Source organism: Paenibacillus sp. 1-8 (assembly GCF_056316205.1).
Genome location: NZ_CM149995.1, coordinates 2,892,184 through 2,914,284, shown reverse-complemented (window position 1 = coordinate 2,914,284; position 22,101 = coordinate 2,892,184). Strand labels below are relative to the sequence as shown.

Annotated in this window: 24 protein-coding genes and 1 pseudogene; 21 read left to right on the top strand and 4 right to left on the bottom strand. The window is 44.8% G+C overall.

The window, feature by feature from the left end; translation table 11 throughout:
* Positions 1 to 63 precede the first annotated feature (63 nt).
* The 6 genes and pseudogenes from glnA to AC0WRU_RS13170 all read left to right on the top strand — a co-directional run bounded on the left by glnA (position 64) and on the right by AC0WRU_RS13170 (position 3,858).
* Positions 64 to 1,392, top strand: a complete 1,329-nt coding sequence (gene glnA, locus AC0WRU_RS13195; RefSeq protein WP_476124978.1) for a type I glutamate--ammonia ligase — start codon at positions 64 to 66, stop codon at positions 1,390 to 1,392.
* A 549-nt stretch (positions 1,393 to 1,941) separates the two neighbouring features.
* A pseudogene (locus tag AC0WRU_RS13190) lies at positions 1,942 to 2,079 on the top strand (group-specific protein); the annotation flags it as partial.
* Positions 2,080 to 2,232: 153 nt separating this feature from the next.
* The gene (locus AC0WRU_RS13185) at positions 2,233 to 2,865 is read left to right on the top strand and encodes a hypothetical protein (protein WP_025685288.1); all 633 of its coding nucleotides are present in this window, start codon (positions 2,233 to 2,235) and stop codon (positions 2,863 to 2,865) included.
* On the top strand, positions 2,843 to 3,379 hold the full coding sequence (locus tag AC0WRU_RS13180) for an accessory gene regulator ArgB-like protein (protein WP_476124976.1): 537 nt from the start codon (positions 2,843 to 2,845) through the stop codon (positions 3,377 to 3,379). Before AC0WRU_RS13185 ends, AC0WRU_RS13180 begins: the two co-directional genes overlap by 23 nt.
* Positions 3,376 to 3,522 (top strand): cyclic lactone autoinducer peptide, encoded by a 147-nt coding sequence (locus AC0WRU_RS13175; protein WP_014281452.1) that lies wholly within the window; start codon positions 3,376 to 3,378, stop codon positions 3,520 to 3,522. The genes AC0WRU_RS13180 and AC0WRU_RS13175 overlap by 4 nt, the downstream gene beginning before the upstream one ends.
* 42 nt (positions 3,523 to 3,564) lie before the next feature.
* Positions 3,565 to 3,858, top strand: a complete 294-nt coding sequence (locus tag AC0WRU_RS13170; protein ID WP_476124974.1) for a LytTR family transcriptional regulator DNA-binding domain-containing protein — start codon at positions 3,565 to 3,567, stop codon at positions 3,856 to 3,858.
* Between the two features lie 475 nt (positions 3,859 to 4,333).
* Here AC0WRU_RS13170 and AC0WRU_RS13165 read toward each other — a convergent pair whose 3' ends face one another.
* The 3 genes from AC0WRU_RS13165 to lexA form a co-directional block, all read right to left on the bottom strand.
* Positions 4,334 to 4,510, bottom strand: a complete 177-nt coding sequence (locus AC0WRU_RS13165; RefSeq protein WP_162833922.1) for a hypothetical protein — start codon at positions 4,508 to 4,510, stop codon at positions 4,334 to 4,336.
* Between the two features lie 262 nt (positions 4,511 to 4,772).
* Positions 4,773 to 5,075: a hypothetical protein gene (locus AC0WRU_RS13160; protein ID WP_476124972.1), complete on the bottom strand. Its 303-nt coding sequence runs from the start codon at positions 5,073 to 5,075 to the stop codon at positions 4,773 to 4,775.
* Between the two features lie 252 nt (positions 5,076 to 5,327).
* Positions 5,328 to 5,954 carry a transcriptional repressor LexA gene (lexA, locus tag AC0WRU_RS13155; protein WP_025685285.1) on the bottom strand — a complete coding sequence of 209 codons (627 nt, stop codon included), beginning with the start codon at positions 5,952 to 5,954 and terminating at the stop codon, positions 5,328 to 5,330.
* A 189-nt stretch (positions 5,955 to 6,143) separates the two neighbouring features.
* Between lexA and AC0WRU_RS13150 the strand changes: the two genes are divergently transcribed.
* The 4 genes from AC0WRU_RS13150 to AC0WRU_RS13135 all read left to right on the top strand — a co-directional run bounded on the left by AC0WRU_RS13150 (position 6,144) and on the right by AC0WRU_RS13135 (position 8,434).
* Positions 6,144 to 6,512, top strand: a complete 369-nt coding sequence (locus tag AC0WRU_RS13150; RefSeq protein ID WP_476128640.1) for a LysM peptidoglycan-binding domain-containing protein — start codon at positions 6,144 to 6,146, stop codon at positions 6,510 to 6,512.
* A 97-nt stretch (positions 6,513 to 6,609) separates the two neighbouring features.
* Positions 6,610 to 6,816: a DUF896 domain-containing protein gene (locus tag AC0WRU_RS13145; RefSeq protein ID WP_025685283.1), complete on the top strand. Its 207-nt coding sequence runs from the start codon at positions 6,610 to 6,612 to the stop codon at positions 6,814 to 6,816.
* A gap of 127 nt (positions 6,817 to 6,943) precedes the next feature.
* On the top strand, positions 6,944 to 7,453 hold the full coding sequence (locus tag AC0WRU_RS13140) for a hypothetical protein (RefSeq protein ID WP_134914742.1): 510 nt from the start codon (positions 6,944 to 6,946) through the stop codon (positions 7,451 to 7,453).
* Between the two features lie 186 nt (positions 7,454 to 7,639).
* On the top strand, positions 7,640 to 8,434 hold the full coding sequence (locus tag AC0WRU_RS13135) for an HAD family hydrolase (protein ID WP_476128638.1): 795 nt from the start codon (positions 7,640 to 7,642) through the stop codon (positions 8,432 to 8,434).
* A gap of 112 nt (positions 8,435 to 8,546) precedes the next feature.
* Here AC0WRU_RS13135 and AC0WRU_RS13130 read toward each other — a convergent pair whose 3' ends face one another.
* Complete coding sequence (locus AC0WRU_RS13130; protein WP_476124969.1) at positions 8,547 to 9,089, bottom strand: 1,2-dihydroxy-3-keto-5-methylthiopentene dioxygenase; 543 nt, start codon at positions 9,087 to 9,089, stop codon at positions 8,547 to 8,549.
* A gap of 232 nt (positions 9,090 to 9,321) precedes the next feature.
* Here AC0WRU_RS13130 and metH point away from each other — a divergent pair, with 232 nt between their 5' ends.
* The 11 genes from metH (at position 9,322) to AC0WRU_RS13075 (ending at position 22,097) form a co-directional block, all read left to right on the top strand.
* Entirely contained in the window at positions 9,322 to 12,762 is a 3,441-nt protein-coding gene (metH, locus tag AC0WRU_RS13125) for a methionine synthase (protein WP_476124967.1), read from the top strand.
* Positions 12,763 to 12,840: 78 nt separating this feature from the next.
* Positions 12,841 to 13,773: a ribonuclease Z gene (gene rnz, locus AC0WRU_RS13120; RefSeq protein ID WP_476124965.1), complete on the top strand. Its 933-nt coding sequence runs from the start codon at positions 12,841 to 12,843 to the stop codon at positions 13,771 to 13,773.
* 508 nt (positions 13,774 to 14,281) lie between these two features.
* Complete coding sequence (locus AC0WRU_RS13115) at positions 14,282 to 15,088, top strand: TIGR01457 family HAD-type hydrolase (protein ID WP_476124963.1); 807 nt, start codon at positions 14,282 to 14,284, stop codon at positions 15,086 to 15,088.
* Between the two features lie 73 nt (positions 15,089 to 15,161).
* Positions 15,162 to 15,980 carry an Fpg/Nei family DNA glycosylase gene (locus AC0WRU_RS13110; protein WP_025685275.1) on the top strand — a complete coding sequence of 273 codons (819 nt, stop codon included), beginning with the start codon at positions 15,162 to 15,164 and terminating at the stop codon, positions 15,978 to 15,980.
* Positions 15,970 to 16,818, top strand: a complete 849-nt coding sequence (locus AC0WRU_RS13105) for a deoxyribonuclease IV (RefSeq protein WP_476128637.1) — start codon at positions 15,970 to 15,972, stop codon at positions 16,816 to 16,818. The genes AC0WRU_RS13110 and AC0WRU_RS13105 overlap by 11 nt, the downstream gene beginning before the upstream one ends.
* A gap of 72 nt (positions 16,819 to 16,890) precedes the next feature.
* Positions 16,891 to 17,229, top strand: coding sequence for a cyclic-phosphate processing receiver domain-containing protein (locus AC0WRU_RS13100; RefSeq protein ID WP_025685273.1), 339 nt, complete (start codon positions 16,891 to 16,893; stop codon positions 17,227 to 17,229).
* On the top strand, positions 17,226 to 17,540 hold the full coding sequence (locus tag AC0WRU_RS13095) for a thioredoxin family protein (protein WP_025685272.1): 315 nt from the start codon (positions 17,226 to 17,228) through the stop codon (positions 17,538 to 17,540). The genes AC0WRU_RS13100 and AC0WRU_RS13095 overlap by 4 nt, the downstream gene beginning before the upstream one ends.
* A complete protein-coding gene (locus AC0WRU_RS13090; RefSeq protein WP_476124960.1) occupies positions 17,537 to 18,310 on the top strand; it encodes an ABC transporter ATP-binding protein in 774 nt (257 codons plus the stop codon). The genes AC0WRU_RS13095 and AC0WRU_RS13090 overlap by 4 nt, the downstream gene beginning before the upstream one ends.
* 22 nt (positions 18,311 to 18,332) lie before the next feature.
* On the top strand, positions 18,333 to 19,391 hold the full coding sequence (locus tag AC0WRU_RS13085) for a 23S rRNA (cytidine(2498)-2'-O)-methyltransferase RlmM (protein ID WP_476124958.1): 1,059 nt from the start codon (positions 18,333 to 18,335) through the stop codon (positions 19,389 to 19,391).
* Between the two features lie 186 nt (positions 19,392 to 19,577).
* Positions 19,578 to 21,071 (top strand): serine/threonine protein kinase, encoded by a 1,494-nt coding sequence (locus tag AC0WRU_RS13080; protein WP_476124956.1) that lies wholly within the window; start codon positions 19,578 to 19,580, stop codon positions 21,069 to 21,071.
* Positions 21,072 to 21,110: 39 nt separating this feature from the next.
* On the top strand, positions 21,111 to 22,097 hold the full coding sequence (locus AC0WRU_RS13075) for an SAF domain-containing protein (RefSeq protein ID WP_476124954.1): 987 nt from the start codon (positions 21,111 to 21,113) through the stop codon (positions 22,095 to 22,097).
* Positions 22,098 to 22,101: the final 4 nt, after the last annotated feature.

The window sequence follows — 22,101 nt, the reverse complement described above, 5'->3', positions numbered from 1 at the left end:
TATTTAAGACAATTACGGAACAGCTACTTTGTATATAGTCGCTACAGAAAGGGAGAGGTTAGTGTGAGTTATACCAGAGAAGATATTCTTCGGATTGCCGAAGAAGAAAATGTTCGTTTTATTCGTTTGCAGTTTACAGATTTGCTTGGTACGATCAAGAATGTAGAAATTCCGGTTAGCCAGTTGCCAAAAGCGCTGGATAATAAAATGATGTTTGATGGTTCTTCCATTGAAGGTTATGTGCGCATTGAAGAATCTGACATGTACTTATACCCCGATCTGGATACATGGGTAGTATTCCCTTGGGTAACCTCGGATCGTGTAGCTCGTTTGATCTGCGATATTTATAAGCCGGACGGAATCCCCTTTGCTGGAGACCCGCGCGGTATTTTGAAACGTGTACTTAAGGAAGCCGAAGAGATGGGTTATACTTCGATGAACGTTGGACCTGAGCCTGAATTCTTTCTGTTCAAAACCGATGAAAAAGGCGAACCGACTACAGAATTGAATGACCAAGGTGGATATTTTGACTTGGCACCGATGGATCTGGGTGAAAACTGTCGTCGGGAAATTGTCCTTAAGCTTGAAGAGATGGGCTTTGAAATTGAAGCGTCCCATCATGAAGTTGCACCCGGTCAGCATGAGATTGACTTTAAATATGCAGATGCAATCAAAGCTGCCGATCAGATTCAAACGTTCAAGCTCGTTGTTAAGACGATTGCACGTCAGCACGGTCTGCACGCCACCTTTATGCCAAAACCTTTGTTTGGCGTGAACGGCTCCGGTATGCACTGTAACCAATCGTTGTTCAAGGACAATGAAAACGTATTTTATGATGAATCAGACGAACTCGGATTGAGCCAGACGGCCCGCCATTATATGGCTGGTATTCTCAAGCATGCACGTGCGATGGCAGCAATCACGAATCCAACGGTGAATTCATACAAACGTCTTGTACCGGGTTATGAAGCTCCTTGTTATGTTGCCTGGTCTGCCAGTAATCGTAGTCCGATGATTCGAATTCCGGCATCTCGTGGTCTGAGTACCCGTGTCGAAGTTCGTAATCCTGACCCGGCTGCGAACCCTTATCTGGCGCTGGCTGTGATGCTGAGAGCCGGTTTGGATGGCATCAAACGTCAAATGGCTTTGCCAGCTCCGATTGATCGTAACATCTATGTTATGTCTGAGGAAGAACGGATTGAAGAGGGTATTCCAAGCCTGCCTGCGGACTTGAAGGAAGCTTTGTCCGAGCTGATTCGAAGTGAAGTTATCTCGGATGCTTTGGGTGACCACGCGCTGGCTTACTTCTACGAGCTTAAGGAAATTGAATGGGATATGTACCGGACACAGGTTCATCAGTGGGAACGTGATCAATATTTGACGCTTTACTAAAACATAGAATCCCTTGGCGCTCTAAGCGTTGAGGGATTTTTAATTTGGGGACAGTGAGTAAAAAATATAAATCCGATATATAGTTGCCCCAAAATGCCCCCAAACTTTTTATGGATTTTGGAATTACTCTACCATCAGTGCGATACATTACCAGATTTAGATCGTACCTATACCTTTTGTCCAAACAAGTGGAATCCCGTCACATCAGTAACCCATTTTTCATTCGGGGTGTCATCGCATTGAAAGAGTAATTGCCAATGAAAGAATTACATTGAGGACATTGCCTGAAATTTTAAGTGCAGCAGATATTACTCAATATTACTCAATATTTAGGTATTTCAAAAGATCGTGTATATGAATTACTCAAGATAAAAGAGGATACCGAATTTTTCAATTGGAGGTACTAAAAGAATTGCAAAGGAAGAGTTTGTGAATTGGATCGAAGCCCGTAAGCAAGAACATCGGTGTATTAATGCCATGTTGTCTTGTCTCTTTTGGCTGATTGTGTTTGATGATTTTTTTGAGCGTTTGTAACATCCTAAATAATCAAAGAAGAGAACCTGTATGAGTTGGGGCACGATATTGGACACGTTTTTCCATGATCCCAGGTTTTCGAAAAGAAAAATTGGCGGTAAATGGTATTTTCCAGCTCGTGAAATAAGAGCTTTTTTGAAATATGGTTCTTAGAGCAATAAACACATTATAAGGAAACGAGCGAAAAATATTTACTTAGAATAATACATAAAATATTACAAATAAACATATAATTGTATTGCCATGCTGTTATAGCAAATATAGAATTATATTGTTGGTTACAACTGAGTGAAGGGGATATGTGTTATGTGGGAGCCTATACGGTTCTTGCTATTTTCTAATGTTGAAACATTTGCGGCGTTTGTTTTAATGCTTACTATTTTTAGAATCCGAGCTTTAGATTTTGTCTGGCCTGCCTTGTTTATCAGCCTAATCATGAATTTGCAAAGTATGGTGTTGAGAGAAGAAATGTCGTTGTCTTTTTTTGCTCCGACTATAAACATTATATTATTCACATTATTGATAACTACTGTTGTAAGGATGCCCATTATTTGGGCAGCTATTATATCCATTACAGGTACGTTTTTGTATACGCTGTTTCAAGCAATAATCATAGTAATGCTCTTTGGTACATTGACATCAGACATGCAGACCTCTCCAGAGGGATCGTTAGCTCAAGCTGTAACCAGTGCATGGGTGTTAGCTATATCATGGTTGCTATTTAAATTCAAAATAGGCTTTACAGCAGATTATGAAAGCTTGCGTTTTAGGTGGGAACATGTACTTGTTGTTATTTTAATAATTGGGGTATTAGCAGCTAGTACATTTATGTTCTACGTCAATAATTTTCCTTTGAGTATTTTATTTATAGCTTTGGCATCTGGAATGTTCCTGTACTATGCGCTAAAAACGGAGCGTGATTATTATAAAAAATCTTGATTCTATCGCTCTTGATATTGCAACTCATATCAAAACAGTTGTACCGGATCATCCAGCTTCTATTGCAGTTTTAAAACATGGAATAGTCGTTGTGATTAATACAGTTTCAATCATTTTGTTAACTATTGGTATTTCATTTATTACGGGTAAGGTGCAGGAAACTGTACTGGCGATGATATCTTTTTCTATACTGCGTCAAGTTGTAGGAGGAATACATTTAAAGAGCAATATAGTGTGCATTGTTGTATCTACAGCTTTACTTACCGCCCTGTCCTTTGTGAATTTAAACTATAATTGGACAGTTATTACTTCGATATTAAGTATAATACTTGTCTTAGTTTATGCTCCGTCTAGAATAGACGGGAAGACTCGTATACCTAAACGGCACTACCCATTGTTAAAAATTTGCGGAGTTGCAATAATAACACTTAATTTGTGGCTGGCTTTTCCGGTGGTAGCTGCTAGTTTTTTTGTTCAGAGCTTAACATTAATAGAGAGGAGGTGCGAAAAATGAAAAGTCCTAAATTTAGTAAATTTAAGATTGGCATGTACTATAATGCTGCCATATTACTAACTTCACTTGCAGTTGTATCAGTGAGTACAGCGAGTTTGTCTTGGATTCACAGTCCCGAACCACCTGAAGAACTGTTGAAATAAAGTGGGAAATATATGAAATGCTAAACTTAACCGTCTCAGCTGATGATTCTCGAGGTATTTAACAAGGGCGAAAACATACCAGTAGACAAGGTTCTTTTCATATCTAAAGGACGTAAGAGGGATCAGATTCTAGTTCACACATTCGAAAAAACATATTACATGATCGGCACCCTAAGACATTGGGAAAGCTTCCTGAATAATAATGGGTTTGTGGACAGAAGCAATACTCTGAATGTGGAAAAGGTGAAATTGTTAATGGCATTTTCAAAGACGCTTACTTTGAATGTGAATAACAAAAACATCGAAGAGGTGTCCGATCTCTTATCACCGATTTGACGAGGGTATAGAGGAAATGGGTTTCATTAATTCGAACATAATCTTCACTGGAGTTGCTACTAGATAGCGGCTCTTTTTTTGTCAAAAATAACTCGGCTTATATTGTCGAATCATAAGAGACATTCATCACCCTGATTTTTGTTCATATGTCCCTAATTTTAGGAATTGATATAGGTAAGAGTTTCGAATTTCAAGCCCCTTATTATTGGTTGAATTTCCGTTTTACACTATAATGCGGCACAAAAAAGCGGGAAGAAATCCTTCCCGCTTTTCGCTTAAAAACAATCATTAACGTCTGCGTTGTCTATCATTTACGCTAAACAGATTAACGGCCAGTGCATTACCTCTAGCGCGCGCAATAGCTCTTTGATTTGAACGGATCGATAATCCTCTTCTTCTCACATTACGTTTGAAATGTTTTTTACACATGATATCACCTCCTTTCACAGGAAAAGAAAAGAAGGTACGATGAATCTTAGAAGCGTTTATGATTCCGCTTACGGTTGCGCTTGGAAATTTTGATGTTCAATGCATTGGTGGCTAGTGCGTTACCGCTTCTTGTTTCGGCAGCAGCGGCTTGAAAGACTTTTACGACCAGAAATTTGTTCTTACCAATACGATGCTTATACGTTTTGACTCTATTTTTGATCATCTGCATATCTCCTTTGCTAAGGTCTACTTTATTCATATGTCAGTAGCACTAACAATGTATCAGCATAAATCTATTAAAACCAAAATGAAGCTATTACCTATGACCCTGATATTTAGAAACTAATAAAGTATAAAGGTAAGGAACGCAAAAAAACTCATGCTTACCTGCCTTATCCTTACCAACTTTACGTTGTAGGAAAAGTTACAGTAGATCAGCACGAGCAAAATGATAAAAGTGAAGATAACAAACGGGGAGAAGTATATTACTTACTATAAAGGGCTTTAAGTTTTTTCTGGTAATATGTTTCCTGCTCAAGAATGTGATTCATTTGTTCAGAAAGCTCTTTATATGCTGGACTGTCCTCTGGGTAGTTATTTCTTTCGGAAAGTACAGCTTCAAGTTGCTTTTCCAATGATTTAAAATGGATAATTATTTGTATGTAATGAATGCGATCAAAGGTTGTTCTGGTTGAATTCTCCTTAGCATACACATAATCCATTGTTGGACCTGTAAAACCTATTACGATAAAAGTCATAATAAACACTGAAATTATAATTTTTTTCATTTAATCTCTCCTTAATAAAACTATAAATATTAATATACCATATTTATCCAAAATAATTACAAAGTTCTTTTTGACCCCCCAATAAGCAGAACAGTAATTGCAGATATATACCGATTAATCCATGGGCTATCAAAAGGGAAAAGGATAGTAGTGAGGTAGATTCTATGTAAATAAGATCAATACAAAACCGGCCTGCTATGGGCAGCCGGTTTTGTTGTAGCGGGAAGAATAACGGGGCTGAAAAATGAAAAATCAGTGGAAGTCCCGGAAGAGTCCTACAACCTTGCCCAAAATACTGACGTGCGTCAGGCGAAGCGGTTCAAAGGCTGGATTTTCCGGTTGAAGTCGGATATGATCTTTTTCCTTGTAAAAAGTTTTAACAGTAGCTTCGTCCTCGTCCGTCATGGCGACGACAATGTCGCCGTTATCGGCTGTCTGCTGCTGACGTACAATGACATAGTCTCCGTTGGCAATACCAGCCTCAATCATGCTTTCTCCTACAACAGATAACATGAACATCTTATCCTCACCAACAAAATGCTGGGGAAGAGGAAAGTAATCTTCAATATTTTCTGTTGCTGTAATCGGCAAACCGGCTGTTACTTTGCCGACGACCGGAACACGACTAATAGAGTAATTAATCAAGTTGCTGTTATCCGATTCGTCTTGGCCGAGTAACTCGATAGCCCGTGGTTTCGTTGGATCACGACGAATCAGGCCCTTTTTCTCCAAACGATCCAAGTGACCGTGAACCGTAGAACTGGAGGCCAATCCGACAGCTTCACCTATTTCGCGCACAGAAGGGGGATACCCCTTTAGACGCACTTCATTGCGGATAAATTCAAGAATGGCCTGCTGGCGGCTTGAAATCTTAGACATACCGTATCAACCCCATTTAGTAACGTTTGGGAAAATTATAGCATAGAACCTCCGTTCGTACAAACATAAGTTCTAAATAATCCCTAAAAAAATTACGAACTTTTGTTCTCTTTTCTATTGAACAAAACAAATGTTCGTGTTATATTGTGAAAAAATATAAGAACGAACGTTTGGAGGACGCAGCCAATGATGAAATATAGCACATATCAAAGTATTTTTCCAATGAATTTAGAAAAGATGCATAATATCCGGAATGAGAGAAGGGCACAGCTTGTACGGACCATTTCCAACAGTCTTCTGCCCAAACTTCTTATTCTGGTTATCGTTGCCTGGATCGCAGGTGCAGGTGTACTGACAGTATTCGCGGCTCCTTCGGTTTCGAATGAAGAGGTGACCAAACTTATTGTACAACCTGGGGATACATTGTGGCAGATTGCCTCCAATCATAAACCGAAACGAATGGATACACGGGTATATATAGAAGGAATTGTTCGGATTAACGGACTGGAAGATCGGGGAGTGCAGGCAGGCCAGATTTTAAAGCTTCCGTATTTCTGATCTGAGCTTGTCAGAGGACGTAATGAGGGAACCTTGACAAGCTCTTTTCTACATGTCAAAGTGTATTATATCTTTGCTTATATGGAGGGGACAGAATTTGGATATAGACAGCTTGGTACAGCGCATCAATGAATTGGCTCGCAAAGCAAAAGCCGAAGGATTGACGGAAGAGGAAACAGTAGAGCGCGCCAATCTTCGGGAAATTTATTTGGATAATATTCGCCGTAATTTCCGGCAGCAACTTGATACGATTGAAATTGTGGACGAAGATACGTCGAAGGGAAATGGTGGGCTGACGCATTAATGTTGCTAAAGCGGCTTAGCCCGCGTAATTTGCTTTTCGTTTTTTAGGTATCTATTTTTGGTATCTATATAGATTAGGATTGGTGGCAATGGTTTTTACGCAATATATTTGGGAAGGGAACTGAGAGATGGCCCGGTCATTTGAAAGAAAAGTTCGCAAAAACACAGCGCATTTGAATAAATCGCGTAAAAAGCAAGGTATTCAAACCATTAGTGGTGCCGGTTCTGCAATGGATATTTTCCGTGGACGTAATTTTACCGTGCCAATCATGCTGGCTGGACTTGCAGTTTTGTACATGCTCATGAGTTATTTTTTGACTAAGACTGGCATGCGGGGAATGGACTGGCTTGTATTCGGTTTGTATTTGATGCTGGCTGTTATCTTTTTCATCCGTCGTCCTTATTTGAAGGTTGGAAAGAGCACGCTGTATATGCTGAAGGGTGGCAGAGAGCGTCCAATGACAGCAGAGGATATGAAAGCCATCAAGATTGAAAAGGGTTACGTAACGGTTGAAAGAAAAGGTAAGGGTGGCAATTTTATTTTCACAAAATCACTGGGCCGTTATGATACGGATGCCATTGCAGAGCGGCTTGAGAAGTTTGCGCTATCTAATCAGGTTCAAATAGACAAAAAATAACGACTTCTTTGGTACGAATCGTTTAAATTGTCTGTCGGCTGTAGCCTCTGTAAATAAGGTCGCATGATGTTATCTCATATAACACATCGCGGCCTCTTGCTTAATATGGGCACATTTGGAATGCTTGTAGACACAACAAGGCAGAACAGGCGTACATATAAAGTGGAAAGAGAGTGGATAATTCAGATGACGATTCAGGCGGTAATGTTCGATCTTGATGATACACTTCTGTGGGATGAGCGCAGCGTAGAAGAGGCATTTGACGCGGCGTGCCAGACAGGTTCCCGGGAAGCAGGCGTTGATCCGAAGGCTTTGGAAGAAGCAGTCCGCAAGGAAGCGCGTGCTTTGTATGAGTCTTATGAAACCTTTAGTTTTACTCAATTGATTGGTATTAATCCGTTTGAAGGATTGTGGGCGAATTTTACGGCAGGAGAGCAGCCTGAATTCCGGCAATTGGAACAGTTGGCCCCTGCTTATCGAAAGGAATCTTGGCGTAGAGGTCTTCAAAAGCTGGGGATTGATAATGAAGAGTTGTCGCAAAAGCTGGCAACCCAATTTGCCTTGGAAAGACGCTCCCGCCCCCATGTTTATGAAGAAACGTTTGAGATTCTGGAGCAGCTAAAAGGGCAGTATAAGCTGCTTTTGTTGACAAACGGTTCCCCTGATCTACAACAGGAAAAGCTGGATGGCGTTCCGCAGCTAGCTCCATTTTTTGATCACGTTGTTATTTCAGGTTCGTTTGGTAAAGGAAAGCCTGATCCGTCTATTTTCCGGCATGCTTTGGGACTTCTCGGTATTGAGCCTGAACATGCTTTAATGGTGGGGGATAAGCTGACGACTGATATTCAAGGGGCTCTGGCGGCAGGTGTGCACTCCGTGTGGGTGAACCGAAACGCCAAAACTAATACTACAGAAATCAAGCCAAAGTTCGAAATTAAGCATCTGTCCGAATTGGATGGGATTATTCAATCGTTTAAGTAAGTGCTTTTCGGCTCTTATTTATAGTAACAAGCCAAAAAACTCCCTCCGCTCAGATATCTCAGAGCAGAGGGAGTTGCTTTATCCACATTAGGATGAATTCGCTATTATAGTATTATGCCTTAATAAATGATGAATCTTCAAACGGCTCGGCAATCCAGCCATTTTCTTCGATGAACAAACGTACTGCGACGATCTTCTGATTTTCCATTAAGGTAAAGAAGTGAGGAATATTTTCTGGTACGGAAATAACGTCACCCGGTGAAAGCTCAACATTAAAATAACCGATTTCTTCAGGGCCTTTAATGATGAAAATGCCTTTGCCTGCCACAATAGCACGAATTTCATCTTCAGTATGCGTATGAATTTGCTCAAACTTGGCAAGCAGCTCATCCAGGTTCGGCGTTGCTTCGGACAAGGTGATAACATCCCATATTTTATACCCGCGACGGGCGGCTAAATCCTTGATTTCGGGTTCGAAAGTGCTTAGAACAGCCGCTTTTTGCTCATCCGTCAGGATAAAGTTTTCTTGCAGCTCCCCGGCCAGCTTGGAAGCATCCCAATGCTCGTACAATACCTCTTGGCTCTCCAAAAATTCACGTACCTTGTCTTCATTGCTAATTCGTACATTCGTATTGCGTATTAGGATTTCAGCCAACGGTTATCCCTCTTTTCCACTTGGTTTAATGCTGTATATAGGATACCATGTCTTGAATCGTTGTACAATATAGGTTTGTAACAATTTATACTACAAACTGTAAAAATGAATATCGAGAGTGGCTTTATGTACGGAAGAAGCCGTATAAAACGTATGATTTTACTTCAATCTATCTAAATGATACGGTTTCTGCTAAACTAGGATTTAACGTTTTGCGGGGGGTGGAAAGATTTTGGATAAAGTTAGCTTACAGGATGCATTACAAAGAAGAATACTCATTCTTGATGGGGCCATGGGCACCATGATCCAGCAAGAGGATCTTTCCCCCGACGATTTTGGTGGGGAAGAGCTGGAGGGCTGCAACGAGATGTTGGTCTTGACCAGACCGGATGTCATTCAAGGGATACATGAAGCATACTTGGAGGCCGGATCAGACCTGATTGAAACGAATACTTTTGGAGCGACATCCGTTGTTTTGGCGGATTACGATATACCGGAGCGTGCCCGTGAGATTAATCTGGTTGCAGCTAAATTGGCGCGTAACGCGGTGGATAAGTACAGCACACCGGACAAGCCTCGTTTTGTTGTAGGAGCCATGGGACCGACGACGAAAACATTATCCGTGACAGGTGGTGTTACGTTTGCGGAGCTGATCGAGAGCTATGAAGAGCAAGCCTTGGCGCTAATTGAAGGCGGCGTGGATGCCCTGCTTTTGGAGACCTCGCAGGATACGCTTAACGTCAAAGCTGGAAGTATTGGAATTCGGCAGGCTTTTGAACAGACAGGTATTGAGCTTCCGTTAATGATTTCGGGAACGATTGAACCGATGGGAACGACTCTGGCAGGTCAGAATATTGAGTCTTTCTGCATTTCGCTGGAACACTTGCACCCGGTGTCGATTGGGCTGAACTGTGCTACAGGACCGGAGTTTATGCGGGACCACATTCGCTCTCTCTCCGATATGTCCTCAGCAGCAATTAGCTGTTATCCAAATGCAGGTTTGCCCGATGAAAACGGTCAATATCATGAATCACCTGATTCATTGGCCCGTAAAATGGCCGCTTTCGCCGAAAAAGGCTGGCTGAATATCGCGGGGGGGTGCTGTGGTACCACGCCTGAGCATATCCGGGTTATGAGTGAACGTATGGCGCAGTTTGAGCCGCGCCCGCTGGAAGGTCATCACCCACCGGCTGTATCGGGTATTGAGCCTGTATATATTGAACAGGAAAATCGTCCCTATATGGTTGGTGAACGAACAAATGTTCTCGGCTCCCGCAAATTCAAGCGTTTGATCGTGGAAGGCAAATATGAAGAGGCATCTGAAATTGCCCGCGCTCAGGTAAAGAGCGGAGCGCACGTCATAGATATTTGTGTACAGGACCCGGACCGCGATGAAATGACGGATATGGAAGCTTTTTTGAAGCTGGTCGTGAATAAGGTAAAGGTTCCTCTTGTAATTGATACCACGGATATTCAGGTCATTGATACCGCCTTGCAATATTCGCAAGGGAAGGCGATCATTAACTCCATTAATTTGGAGGATGGCGAAGAGAAATTCGAGAAAATGGCACCTCTTATTCATAAATACGGCGCGGCTGTTGTTGTTGGAACCATTGATGAACGTGGTCAGGCTATTTCACGTGAGGATAAGCTTGAAGTGGCAAAACGTTCTTATGATCTGCTGGTGAACCGTTACGGTCTGGCACCCGAGGATCTTATTTTTGATACACTCGTATTTCCCGTGGGAACAGGTGATGAGCAGTACATCGGTTCGGCCAAGGAAACGATTGAGGGGATTCGGATTATTAAAGAGGCACTTCCAGGGGTTCACACCATTCTGGGTATCAGTAACGTGTCCTTTGGCTTACCGGAGGCGGGGCGTGAAGTGCTCAATTCCGTCTATTTGTACGAGTGTACCAAAGCAGGCTTGGACTACGCGATTGTAAATACGGAGAAGCTCGAGCGTTATGCTTCGATACCAGAGCATGAACGGAAGCTCGCCGAAGACCTGATTTATAAAACGAACGACGAAACTTTAGCCGCTTTTGTGGCTGCTTTCCGTAATAAGAAAGTGGAGAAGAAGGAGAAGGTGTCCAACCTGTCGCTCGAAGAGCGGCTGGCTTCCTATGTAGTAGAAGGCAGTAAGGAGGGACTGATTCCGGATCTGGAGCAAGCGCTCGCCAAGTATTCTTCGCTGGAGATTATTAATGGGCCGCTGATGAAGGGTATGGAAGAGGTAGGCCGTCTGTTTAACAATAATGAATTGATCGTTGCAGAGGTGCTGCAAAGCGCTGAAGTCATGAAGGCGTCGGTAGCTTACCTGGAGCCGTATATGGAGAAAAATGAATCCTCGGTAAAAGGTAAGATTTTGCTAGCTACGGTCAAAGGCGATGTGCATGACATCGGTAAAAACCTGGTGGAGATAATTCTATCCAACAATGGTTACCATATTGTAAATCTGGGTATAAAAGTACCACCAGAACGCATTATTGAGGCTTACCGTGAAGAAAAGGCCGACGCGATTGGCTTATCCGGTTTGCTTGTTAAATCGGCTCAACAGATGGTGTTGACTGCACAGGATTTGAAAAATGCGAATATTGATATCCCGATTATGGTTGGCGGAGCTGCTTTGACGCGTAAGTTTACCAAAAACCGTATCCGTCCAGAGTATGACGGACTGGTCGTCTATGCCAAGGATGCTATGGATGGTCTGGATATCGCGAACAAGCTGATGAATCCTGAGTCCCGTAAGAAAATGGCTGAGGACATGGAGGCCGAGCGAGAGGCGGAAGCTGCGACGATCGTGGAAACTAAGCAGTTGCCTAAGCTAACCCGGGCGGTTCGCTCTAACATTGCTCAGGATTTACCTGTTTATTTGCCGCCGGATACGGATCGTCACGTACTGCGCAACTATCCGCTCAATTATATTTTGCCTTATGTGAATATGCAGATGCTGATGGGGCATCATCTTGGTTTAAGAGGAAATGTAGAGCAGTTGCTGGCTTCGGGGAATCCGAAAGCGACTCAGTTGAAGGAAACCGTAGACAGCATCATGTTTGAAGCCGTTACAGACGGGATTATTCAGGCACATGCCATGTATCGTTTCTTCCCTGCACAGTCCCAAGGAGATCAGATTTTGGTCTATGATCCAGCGGATACGAGCAAGGTACTGCACACCTTTACGTTTCCACGCCAACAGGTAGAACCTTATCTGTGTCTGGCTGACTTTTTGAAGTCGGTGGAATCCGGAGTTATGGATTATGTAGGTTTCATGGTCGTTACGGCGGGTCATGGTATTCAGCAGCTTTCCACGCAATGGAAAGAAAAAGGCGATTACTTGCGTTCTCATGCGCTTCAGGCAGTTGCTCTGGAAGTGGCAGAGGGGTTGGCCGAGCGGCTTCATCATATTATTAGGGACAGTTGGGGCTTCCCGGACCCTGCCGATATGACAATGAAACAGCGGCATGGTGCCAGATATCAGGGCATACGGGTATCCTTTGGTTATCCGGCTTGTCCTGATCTGGAGGATCAGGGGCCGTTGTTCCAACTGTTGAAACCTGAGGATATTGGCGTTGAACTGACAGAAGGGTTTATGATGGAACCGGAGGCTTCAGTATCAGCCATGGTGTTCAGCCACCCTCAGGCGCAGTATTTTAACGTCGAAAAGGTATAACACCTTTATCAGTGGGATAGCAAAGACCCTCCGAGCTTCGGAGGTTTTTTGCTGGTCAGCAGGAAGAAGGTTAAAGTCATGGAATTTTATTTTCTCGGCACGAATGCAGGTGTGCCAACGATCCAGCGAAACGTGGCGTCTATCGCACTCCGTTTGCTGGAGGAACGAAGAAGCATGTGGTTGTTCGATTGCGGCGAAGGAACTCAGCAGGAGGTACTGCGTTCGCCGCTTAAGCTAAGCAAGCTTGAAAAAATATTTATTACCCATTTGCATGGAGACCATCTCTTTGGTCTGCCGGGTCTGCTCTCAAGCAGGGCATATCAGGGAGGTACGACACCGTTGACGGTATACGGGCCGCCCGGATTAAAGCAGTACATCGAATTATCACTGGGAATCAGCCAATCCCGTATCAACTACCAACTACATATTGTGGAGCATACGGGAGGAGTGTTGTTTGATGACGGGCAGTTCCGTGTGGAGTCGGCTCTGCTGGACCATCGTATTGACAGCTACGGCTATCGTATTGTAGAGATGGATAAGCCCGGCAAGCTCAATCAGGAGCTGCTGGAGCGATACGGAATCAAGCCCGGCCCGGTGTATGGCAAGCTGAAGCGTGGAGAAAGCGTAGAGGTGGAGGGTGGAGTCATTCTTCATCCTGAGGATGTATTGGGTACACCGAAAAAAGGGCGTATCATCACCATTCTTGGTGACACGCGGCCTTGTCCGAATACCGTAGTATTGGCTCAAGATGCAACGGTTGTCGTTCATGAAGCTACTTTTCTGCATGAGTTGGCGGATACGGCGTATGAATATCATCATAGTACAGCACTTCAGGCGGCGGAAGCAGCTAAAGCGGCAGGTGCGGGCCAATTGATCATGACGCATTTTAGCTCCAGATATAAAGATCAGGAGCAGCTTCAGCCGTTGCTGGAGGAAGCGCGGAGTATATTCCCCAATTCATTGCTGGCGGAGCAGCATGTGCTGTTACCGGTGCCCGATATCGGTTCATAAACGGTTAGTTATAAAAGATAGACGTGTATGGGTACCGGGGCTTGCTCCGGTGCCTTTGTTTTTCCTGCGAAATTATTTTCCGGGAAAGCGCAGGATGCGACAAGAGATGAGGGTGACATATGGATGGGGTCGAATGAATTTGTACTACCACATATGGAGGCGTGCCATATTCGGTTTTCTATATATCGAATTTTAAGCATTTTGTATTTTGAGCAGGGCCAGGAAATACAGGGAATTTCCCTTGTAGAAAAGGCATCTTCGATGGATTTCGACGGAGATGTAAGCTTATTCTCTGGGAAAGGGACGGCTTTTAGCGAGGAATGGCATTATTTTGAACGGTTTATCAGCAATTCATAGACTTCATACGTATTTTTGACTTAAGATAGATAAGATGAAATGGGGAGACCAACTTATTTTATGACCTGAATGGTTAAGGTGATTAAATACGAGGGTGAACATCATTCATGGGATGAATTATAATTTCAATGTTATTATGAATTGATTTGAAGTGCGGGAGGGAATTACGATAAAATCGTTACTAATTGATCTGGATGGAACATTGTATCATGGGGACCGGATGATCAAAGGTGCGGATCTGCTCATATCCCAATTGCGCACGAACCAGATACCTTACGCTTATGTTACGAACAATGCTTCACGCACACCCGAGTCGGTGGCAGAGCATTTGGTCGGGATGGGAATTGATGCAGTTAGCGATGAAGTATGTACTTCGGCGCTGGCGGCTGCACAATATGTTGCACAGCAAAGCCCTGGAGCACGTGTATATTGTATTGGTGAAACGGGATTACGTCAGGCGCTTACGGATGCCGGATTGCAGCTTGTAGAGGATCACCCTGATTATGTGGTGCAGGGGATAGATCGCCAATTTACATATGATAAGCTGGTTGCTGCCATGCGCTGGATTCGGGAAGGGGCCATTTTTGTTTTGACGAATCCGGATCTACAATTGCCTTCACAGGATGGACTCACGCCGGGGGCAGGAACGATTGGAGCTGCGATTGAAGCGGCATCACAGGTAAAACCGATAGTCATTGGCAAGCCTTCAAGTGTATTAATGAACTATGCGCTGGATCGCTTGAACATTAGAGCGGATGAAGCTCTTGTTGTGGGCGATAATATGCTTACCGATATTGCGGCAGGTGCGGCGGCAGGTTGCAAAACAGCTCTCATACTATCGGGTGTTTCGACCCGCATTAATTTGGACGAACATATACGTGTCGTTGGAGTAAAGCCTGACCTGATTTTTGACAATCTGGATGAATTGCGGGATTGGCTTCAGGAAGAGTGTAAGTAATAGTAAATATACATTTTAAAAAAATCTGCAAGAATCAAAAGTGATTTGCAGCTACGAAAGGAAAGATGTTGACATGCCGGAACTTCCTGAGATGGAGAATTATAGAACGCTATTGTCAAAACAAATTTTGGACATTCCGATTACTGGAGTGACGGTTAACCGTGTGAAATCCATTAATACCGATGTGGAAACGTTTGAGAAGCAATTGTTGGGAACTACCGTTGTATATATGGAGCGTCGAGGCAAGCACTTGATTTTTCATCTAAACACGGGCGGGCGGCTTGTGCTGCATCTGATGCTGGGAGGACTGCTGTATCTGGGAACAGAGGAGCAGCGTCCTGACCGTACGGTTCAAATTGAACTGGATTTCAGTGGAGTAAAGCTTTATTTTATCGGGCTGCGCTTGGGTTACCTGCACCTGCTGACGGCTAAAGAAACAGAAGAGGCGATGTCTGAACTCGGACCTGATCCGCTGGATCGTCGTATGACACTGGAAAAGTTCACTGCACGTTTGAAGGGACGTCGGGGTATTTTGAAAACAACGCTCGTAAACCAGCATGTTTTTTCCGGTATCGGTAATTGTTATTCAGACGAAATTGCTTATATCGCTGGATTTACACCAGGTTCCAAAGTACAAAACATTGTACAGTCGCCAGAAAAAGTGGAAAAGCTGTATCATGCTACGCAATCGGTGCTTCGTGAAGCTACTGCGGAAGGCGGTTATATGGAAATGCCTTTGATGGAGGGGGATACACTAACGGGCGGTTTTGACCATCAGTGCCGGGTGTATGACCGTGAAGGAGAAGAATCGCCAAGTGGCGGGAAAATTGTACGGGTGGAGCTGGCGGGGAAAAAAGCATTTTATTGCCCGGTACAGCAGCATGATGCCTAAATTGCTGATCGGTTCTCATGTTAGTACGCGTGGCGGTTTTTCCAAAGCCGCTGCGCGTGCACGAGAGCAGGGAGGGCGTTCTTTTCAATATTTTCCGAAAAACCCGCGTAGTCTCAGGCTAAAGGAATGGAATGCGGCTGATGCAGCCGCTTGCAAAGCTTACTGTGTAAAGCACGAACTCCAATCTATTGCCCACTCGCCATATCCTGTTAATCCAGCCCACGGACGCGAACGTGGTCAGGAGCTTTATGAACTGACAGTTGCTTCGTTGCGGAATGATCTGGATATTGCTGAAGCCTGTGGCTCCAAGGGGATTGTCGTTCATTTTGGTCATACCCATGCGTCTGACCCGCTGGAGGGCTATCGGAATATCATTGGTTGTCTTGATGATGTGCTGGAAGGATGGAAGGGAAATGCTAAAATACTGATTGAAAATCAGGCGGGGGATCATGGTCCGATGGGAACCACACTGGAGGAAATGGTACAAATTCGCCAGTTGTGTCAATACCCTGACAGCATCGGCTTTTGTCTGGATACCTGTCATGCCTATGCAGCAGGATTGTGGAACGGTGGAAGTGATGAGGCGTTGATCGAAAAAGGGGATCGTCTTGGCTATTGGCCAGCCCTGTGCGGAGTTCATTTGAACGATTCCAAATACCCGTATGGCTCAAGAAAAGACAGACATGCGCGTGTTGCGCAGGGATGTATTGGTCTGGAGGGCATGCGATGGATGACGGAACAGGAGCCTGTAAGGGGCATTCCAGTCGTTTTGGAAAGTGAAACGGGACCTGATGGGACCCATCGCGAAGATATTCAATTAATCCAAAGCTGGCAGTAATACTGTTTGGCGGATGTACTTCATCTTTAAGGATTAGGGAACTTGCATCCTTGGGAAAAAGGAGGAGATGTTATGCATTTGTTTATGGACGATTATCGGCCTTGTCCTCCGGGCTTTAAGCTGGCAAGGGATGCGGAGGAGTGTTTGTTATTGCTTCATGAATATCCGATTTCGGTGTTATCGCTGGATTATGATTTGGGGCCGGGTCAGCCAACGGGGAAAGATGTAGCTGCTGCCATTGCAGGGAAGCAGTTGTATCCGCGTGAAATTTATTTGCATTCCTCCAGTGCGGAGGGCAGACGCGCCATGTATGAGCTACTGTATGCCAACAAGCCGGAAGGTGTCACCGTGTATAACGGCCCGGTACCAGAGGAACGTATGCGTGAGATTAGAAAAGAGTTGGAACGATGAAGGAACTGGGACAAAAGGAGATAAGTCGTGCCATATGGGAGGGATGCAAGCTGGCTTTGTTTGTGTACACTCCCATGTGCGGAACCTGCGGGGCGGCCCGGCGGATGCTGGAGGTGGCAGAGCATTTGCTCCCCGAAGAAGTCGTGGTGCAAAGCAACATTAACTATATTCCCGAACTGGTGCAGGAGTACCGGATTTCCAGTGTTCCTGCGCTGCTTTTATATAACGGAGAGAACGAAAATCCTGAAATCATTTACAAAATGGAATCTGTGGAACACTTGCTGAGCAGGATAAGGAGCGTTGTGGAATGATATCCATTAAGAACATTACATTGCAGCGGGAAGATAGACGAATATTGGACGATGTGAGTCTTGAAATACGGGAAAATGAACATTGGGCCATTCTGGGGCGTAACGGCTCTGGTAAAACAACATTGCTGGAAATGATGACAGGGTATATGTTTCCAAGTCGCGGAACGGTCGAGGTGCTTGGACAAACGTATGGTCAATGTGACGTGCGGGAAGTACGCAAGCAGATCGGATATATCAGCCAGACGTTGCTGGAGAAATTAGCTTTAAAAGATCCGGTATGGGAAGTGGTTGCTACTGGAGCGTATGCTTTTTTACGTTTTTATCAGGAGATTCCAACGGAGACAAAAGAAAAAGCCGTATCTCTTCTGGAGGGGATGAATTTAGGTGCGCTGATGAATCATCCGTTGGGTACTTTATCTCAGGGGGAACGCAAAAAAGTAATGCTCGCCCGTTCGTTGATGGCGGAGCCTCGTTTGCTGATTATGGATGAGCCTTGCGCCGGGCTGGATCTATTTGAGCGGGAAAAAATGCTGGTTGAAATTGATCGGCTTCGCAAGAGGGATTTGTCAGTGGTCTGTGTAACCCACCATATTGAGGAGATTGTTCCCCTCTTTACCCATGTGGCACTTATCCGTGATGGCAAGGTGGCAGCAGCCGGACCGAAAAAAGAGGTTTTAACGAAAGAATTGATTATGCATACCTATGAAGTTCCAGTTGAGCTGGATTGGGATGGAGACCGTCCCTGGATTCGGGTGTGCACTGGAGGGTAACGTTATTTTGGAGGAAATATATATGAGTACAGATGAACAGGGTGAAACCGCTTTGTCATCATCAAGATTTGTTTGCACGGCTAACCATGGGTTTGCACCTTATGCCCAAGAAGAGCTTAGAAGAATGTTTGGCTCGGTGAAAAGCACAATACTTTTACCTGGTGAAATTTTTCTGGCTACATTACCTGTGGATGCAAGTGAAGCTGTGGGAACGATTACGGGTCAGCCGCCAATGTTTTTGCGTCACTTATTTCCTGTGCATTTTCAGGAGGAAGGAACGAACTTGGCTCAGGTGATGGAACGTTTGGTTTCTTTTATCCGTAACCGCCGAGAACTGATAGATCAACGCGTTTCTTTGCAGGTGCGCAAAGGAGCTGACAGTAGTTGGGCTGAAAGCGCAGGTGCGCTCAAGCAGGCTTTAAGTGAGCAATTAAGTGATCTTCCTATGGAGCTTACGGTGCAGGGAGCAGAGGTTATTGTGTCCGTTTTTGCGGATACGCATACATGGTATGCAGGTGTGTCGCATCCTCAGGACAATCTATCGGATTGGAGCGGAGGCGCAGTTCGTTTTCAAAAAGAGGACGGGCAAATCTCTCGTGCCAAATTCAAGCTGCTGGAAGCAGAAGCGACGTTTGGCATTGATTTTAGCGCTTTTCATCAAGGACTGGATATCGGGGCGGCGCCGGGTGGATGGACTTCCTTTTTGCTGGAGCGTGGACTCAAAGTAACGGCGGTTGATCCGGCAAAGATGGAGCCTTCGTTGATGAAGTATGCCAATCTGACTTTTTTGCGTAAAAATGCGAGTGAGGTCAAATTCAAAGAAAATACATTTGATCTGCTGGTCTGTGATATGAGTTGGAGTCCAAAGCAGATGGTAAGGCTTGTCACTGATTTGCTGTATAGTTTACGCAGCGGTGGTACTGCCATCGTAACGGTCAAGCTAATGCATAAAAAGCCTTTGGCTCTTATTCATGATGTGATCGCTTCGTTCGAGCAGTCTGGCATGCAGATCCAGCGGGCCAAGCAGCTATTCCATAACCGGGATGAGATTACATTGTATATGATCAAGTATGGAAAATAATGCTTTACAATTGGTATAGGTGTGCTATATAATAAACCCAAATTGTTCCTTAAAAATACAATAACCACGTTTAAATAAAGGGAAAGCATCCCGCGAACATCGTTTTCATGGTGACATGAAGATTGTGTTTTTGCGGTAGGCTTTCCCTTTTTTGCGTTGTTTGCTTATAGAAAGGAGGCAAGAGAGATGAAAAAACAATCGCATTTGGAATACGGTTCGGTTGTGGGTGAGCGTTACCGGATTGTCCGTACGTTGGGTACGGGAGGGATGAGTAGCGTGTTTATGGCAGAGGATTTGAAGCTGCCAGGTAAGCAATGGGCTGTGAAGGAGTCCGTTGCCAATCCGCAAATGATGAAGATTGTACGCGCGGAGGCTGAGATGCTGATTTCGCTGAGCCACCCACGATTACCGAGAATTGTTGACTTCTTCGAGCATCCGCCATCCGGGGCGGTATATCTGGTTATGGACTATATTGAAGGAATTACGCTGGAAGCGTACATGAAGGGTTACCAAGGCCATATTCCGCAGGAGCAAATTGTTCCATTAGCTTTGCAGTTGCTGGATGTGCTGGATTACTTGCACACTCGCCAGTCCCCTGTCATCTACCGGGATCTGAAACCAACGAATATTATGCTGACACCGGAAATGGAATTTAAGTTGATTGATTTTGGCATAGCGCGGAGCTATAAGGCTGAGATGAATCAGGATACGGTAAAGCTGGGCACGGTGGGCTTCGCAGCCCCGGAGCAATATGGAGCAGGCCAAACGGATGCCCGTTCAGACTTGTACAGTTTGGGAGCGTTGTTGTTGTATCTCTGTACAGGTGGCAAATATAGCGAATGGACGGCCGGAGTAGAAGGATATATTCGTGGAGAATTACCTCGTCATTTGATCCCGGTGATTCGTAAGCTGCTGCGTCATCATCCAGGAGAGCGATTTCAGTCTGCCGGAGAGGTGATTGGGGAGCTTCGACGCAGTGCTGATTTTCAGCCTGCTCAACAAGGAGTGTCCGTTGGCGATGCTTCTATCGAATATGGAGGTACAAGGGTTGTAGCTGTGCTGGGCGTGTCTTCTGGTTCTGGTGCAACGCACACAGCGATTGCGGTGAGCCACTATCTGGCCCGAAGGTCCCGTTCAGTGGCATTGGTCGAACTGCATAGTACAGCCAAAGCATTTGCCCGGCTTCAAGAAGTGGTAGACGGAGTACCCGTTGGGCGATCGAGCTCAAGCCGGCGCTTTGAGGTAGACGGAGTACACTATTGGCGCCAAACATCCCGTGCCGATGTCATTGCGTTACTGGGGGGCTCTTACCAATTTATTGTGCTGGATTTGGGGAGCAGGCAGGATAATGAGCGCTTGGAAGAATTTTTGAGAGCCGATTACCCGTTAGTGGTCGGTTCTGGAGCCGAGTGGAGAATTCAGGATATAGCAGGACTAGCTCGTTCTCTCCAGCGCCATCCGCAGCATAAATGGAATTACTGTTTGCCGCTGGCAGCAACGGAGGCTGTACGCAGGCTGCGTAAGGAATTGGATCACGACAAAGTGTTTGCTTTACCATTCCATTCCGATCCATTTGAGCAAGAGGACGAGATGGATCAGGTGCTGGATGAGCTGTTTCGTGGAGCCATTCCCGATACGCGAAAGAAACGCTTTGGATTCCTCAAACGCAGTCAGCGCTAGATAAAAGGTATATATCAAAAAAGGCAGGGGAGAAGTTGTGTGTCCAAGCTAAGAAAAAGCAGTAAGCAAAAGCTTTACGCCGGTTGTATTGGTGCGGGTATTGTTGGCGTTGTCTTCGCGAGCTACCTTATAATTAACACCCATCAATTGAATGATGTCAGGAAGCAGGCCGAAGCAGAGGCAGCACAAAAATGGAAAGGCTATGAGCAAGAACAACGAACGGCGAAAAAAGGTTGGGTTGTCGTTCGTGACATTTCTCCGGGTGAGCAGATTACACCTAGTGATTTGAAGGGAATTACGGTTCCTCGCTCTCAGGCTCCAGCCAATTTGGTTGCGGGTAAAAATGAAGCTTCCGGCAGCACGGCTAAAATTGAGCTGAAAAAAGGGTCTGTGCTTACATCAGCTATGATTACTGCCGAAGAACCTACGCCTAAAGACTTACGTAATCGGGAGCTGAAGGTGGTGGTCCTCCCAAACAGCCTCAAAGCCGGAGACGAAGTAGATATTCGTATTCAATTTCCGACGGGTCAGGATTATATTCTGCTAGCCAAAAAGAAAATTTCCAAGCTGGAAGGTTCCGTCATCTGGGTTACGTTGAATGAACAGGAGATATTATCGCTTTCGAGTGGGATTGTTGACGCCTATCTGCATAAAGCATCTATCTATGCATTAACGTATGTCGATCCGCAATTCCAGCCGAAGGCGATTCCAACCTATCCACCCAATTCGAAGGTGATAGAGTTAATGAATAGTGATCCTAATTTGATCCGCGTTGCTGAACAAAAGCTGTCCAAGCAGTTGCGTGAGTCTCTTGAAAATGCACTTAGTTCGCCAAACAATGTAATATCGACACCTATAGAAAGGAGCCTGAGTGAGGAAGTTGCGGCACAGCATGCGGGAGCGAATGCAGGTGGAGCTTTGAATGAGAACACAGGTACAGGGGACGGATATGGAAACGGGCCGGATGCCAAAGAACAAGCAGACATCTTGACGCAGAGCGGAAGCTCTGATCCATATGGTAAATAAATCA

Coding starts and splice junctions, on each gene's coding strand:
- AC0WRU_RS13185 (WP_025685288.1), top strand. CDS start 2,233: ATGTGGGAGCCTATACGGTTCTTGCTATTTTCTAATGTTGAAACATTT.
- AC0WRU_RS13175 (WP_014281452.1), top strand. CDS start 3,376: ATGAAAAGTCCTAAATTTAGTAAATTTAAGATTGGCATGTACTATAAT.
- AC0WRU_RS13170 (WP_476124974.1), top strand. CDS start 3,565: ATGATTCTCGAGGTATTTAACAAGGGCGAAAACATACCAGTAGACAAG.
- AC0WRU_RS13165 (WP_162833922.1), bottom strand. CDS start 4,510: ATGATCAAAAATAGAGTCAAAACGTATAAGCATCGTATTGGTAAGAAC.
- AC0WRU_RS13160 (WP_476124972.1), bottom strand. CDS start 5,075: ATGAAAAAAATTATAATTTCAGTGTTTATTATGACTTTTATCGTAATA.
- lexA (WP_025685285.1), bottom strand. CDS start 5,954: ATGTCTAAGATTTCAAGCCGCCAGCAGGCCATTCTTGAATTTATCCGC.
- AC0WRU_RS13150 (WP_476128640.1), top strand. CDS start 6,144: ATGAAATATAGCACATATCAAAGTATTTTTCCAATGAATTTAGAAAAG.
- AC0WRU_RS13140 (WP_134914742.1), top strand. CDS start 6,944: ATGGCCCGGTCATTTGAAAGAAAAGTTCGCAAAAACACAGCGCATTTG.
- AC0WRU_RS13135 (WP_476128638.1), top strand. CDS start 7,640: ATGACGATTCAGGCGGTAATGTTCGATCTTGATGATACACTTCTGTGG.
- rnz (WP_476124965.1), top strand. CDS start 12,841: ATGGAATTTTATTTTCTCGGCACGAATGCAGGTGTGCCAACGATCCAG.
- AC0WRU_RS13110 (WP_025685275.1), top strand. CDS start 15,162: ATGCCGGAACTTCCTGAGATGGAGAATTATAGAACGCTATTGTCAAAA.
- AC0WRU_RS13105 (WP_476128637.1), top strand. CDS start 15,970: ATGATGCCTAAATTGCTGATCGGTTCTCATGTTAGTACGCGTGGCGGT.
- AC0WRU_RS13100 (WP_025685273.1), top strand. CDS start 16,891: ATGCATTTGTTTATGGACGATTATCGGCCTTGTCCTCCGGGCTTTAAG.
- AC0WRU_RS13095 (WP_025685272.1), top strand. CDS start 17,226: ATGAAGGAACTGGGACAAAAGGAGATAAGTCGTGCCATATGGGAGGGA.
- AC0WRU_RS13090 (WP_476124960.1), top strand. CDS start 17,537: ATGATATCCATTAAGAACATTACATTGCAGCGGGAAGATAGACGAATA.
- AC0WRU_RS13085 (WP_476124958.1), top strand. CDS start 18,333: ATGAGTACAGATGAACAGGGTGAAACCGCTTTGTCATCATCAAGATTT.
- AC0WRU_RS13080 (WP_476124956.1), top strand. CDS start 19,578: ATGAAAAAACAATCGCATTTGGAATACGGTTCGGTTGTGGGTGAGCGT.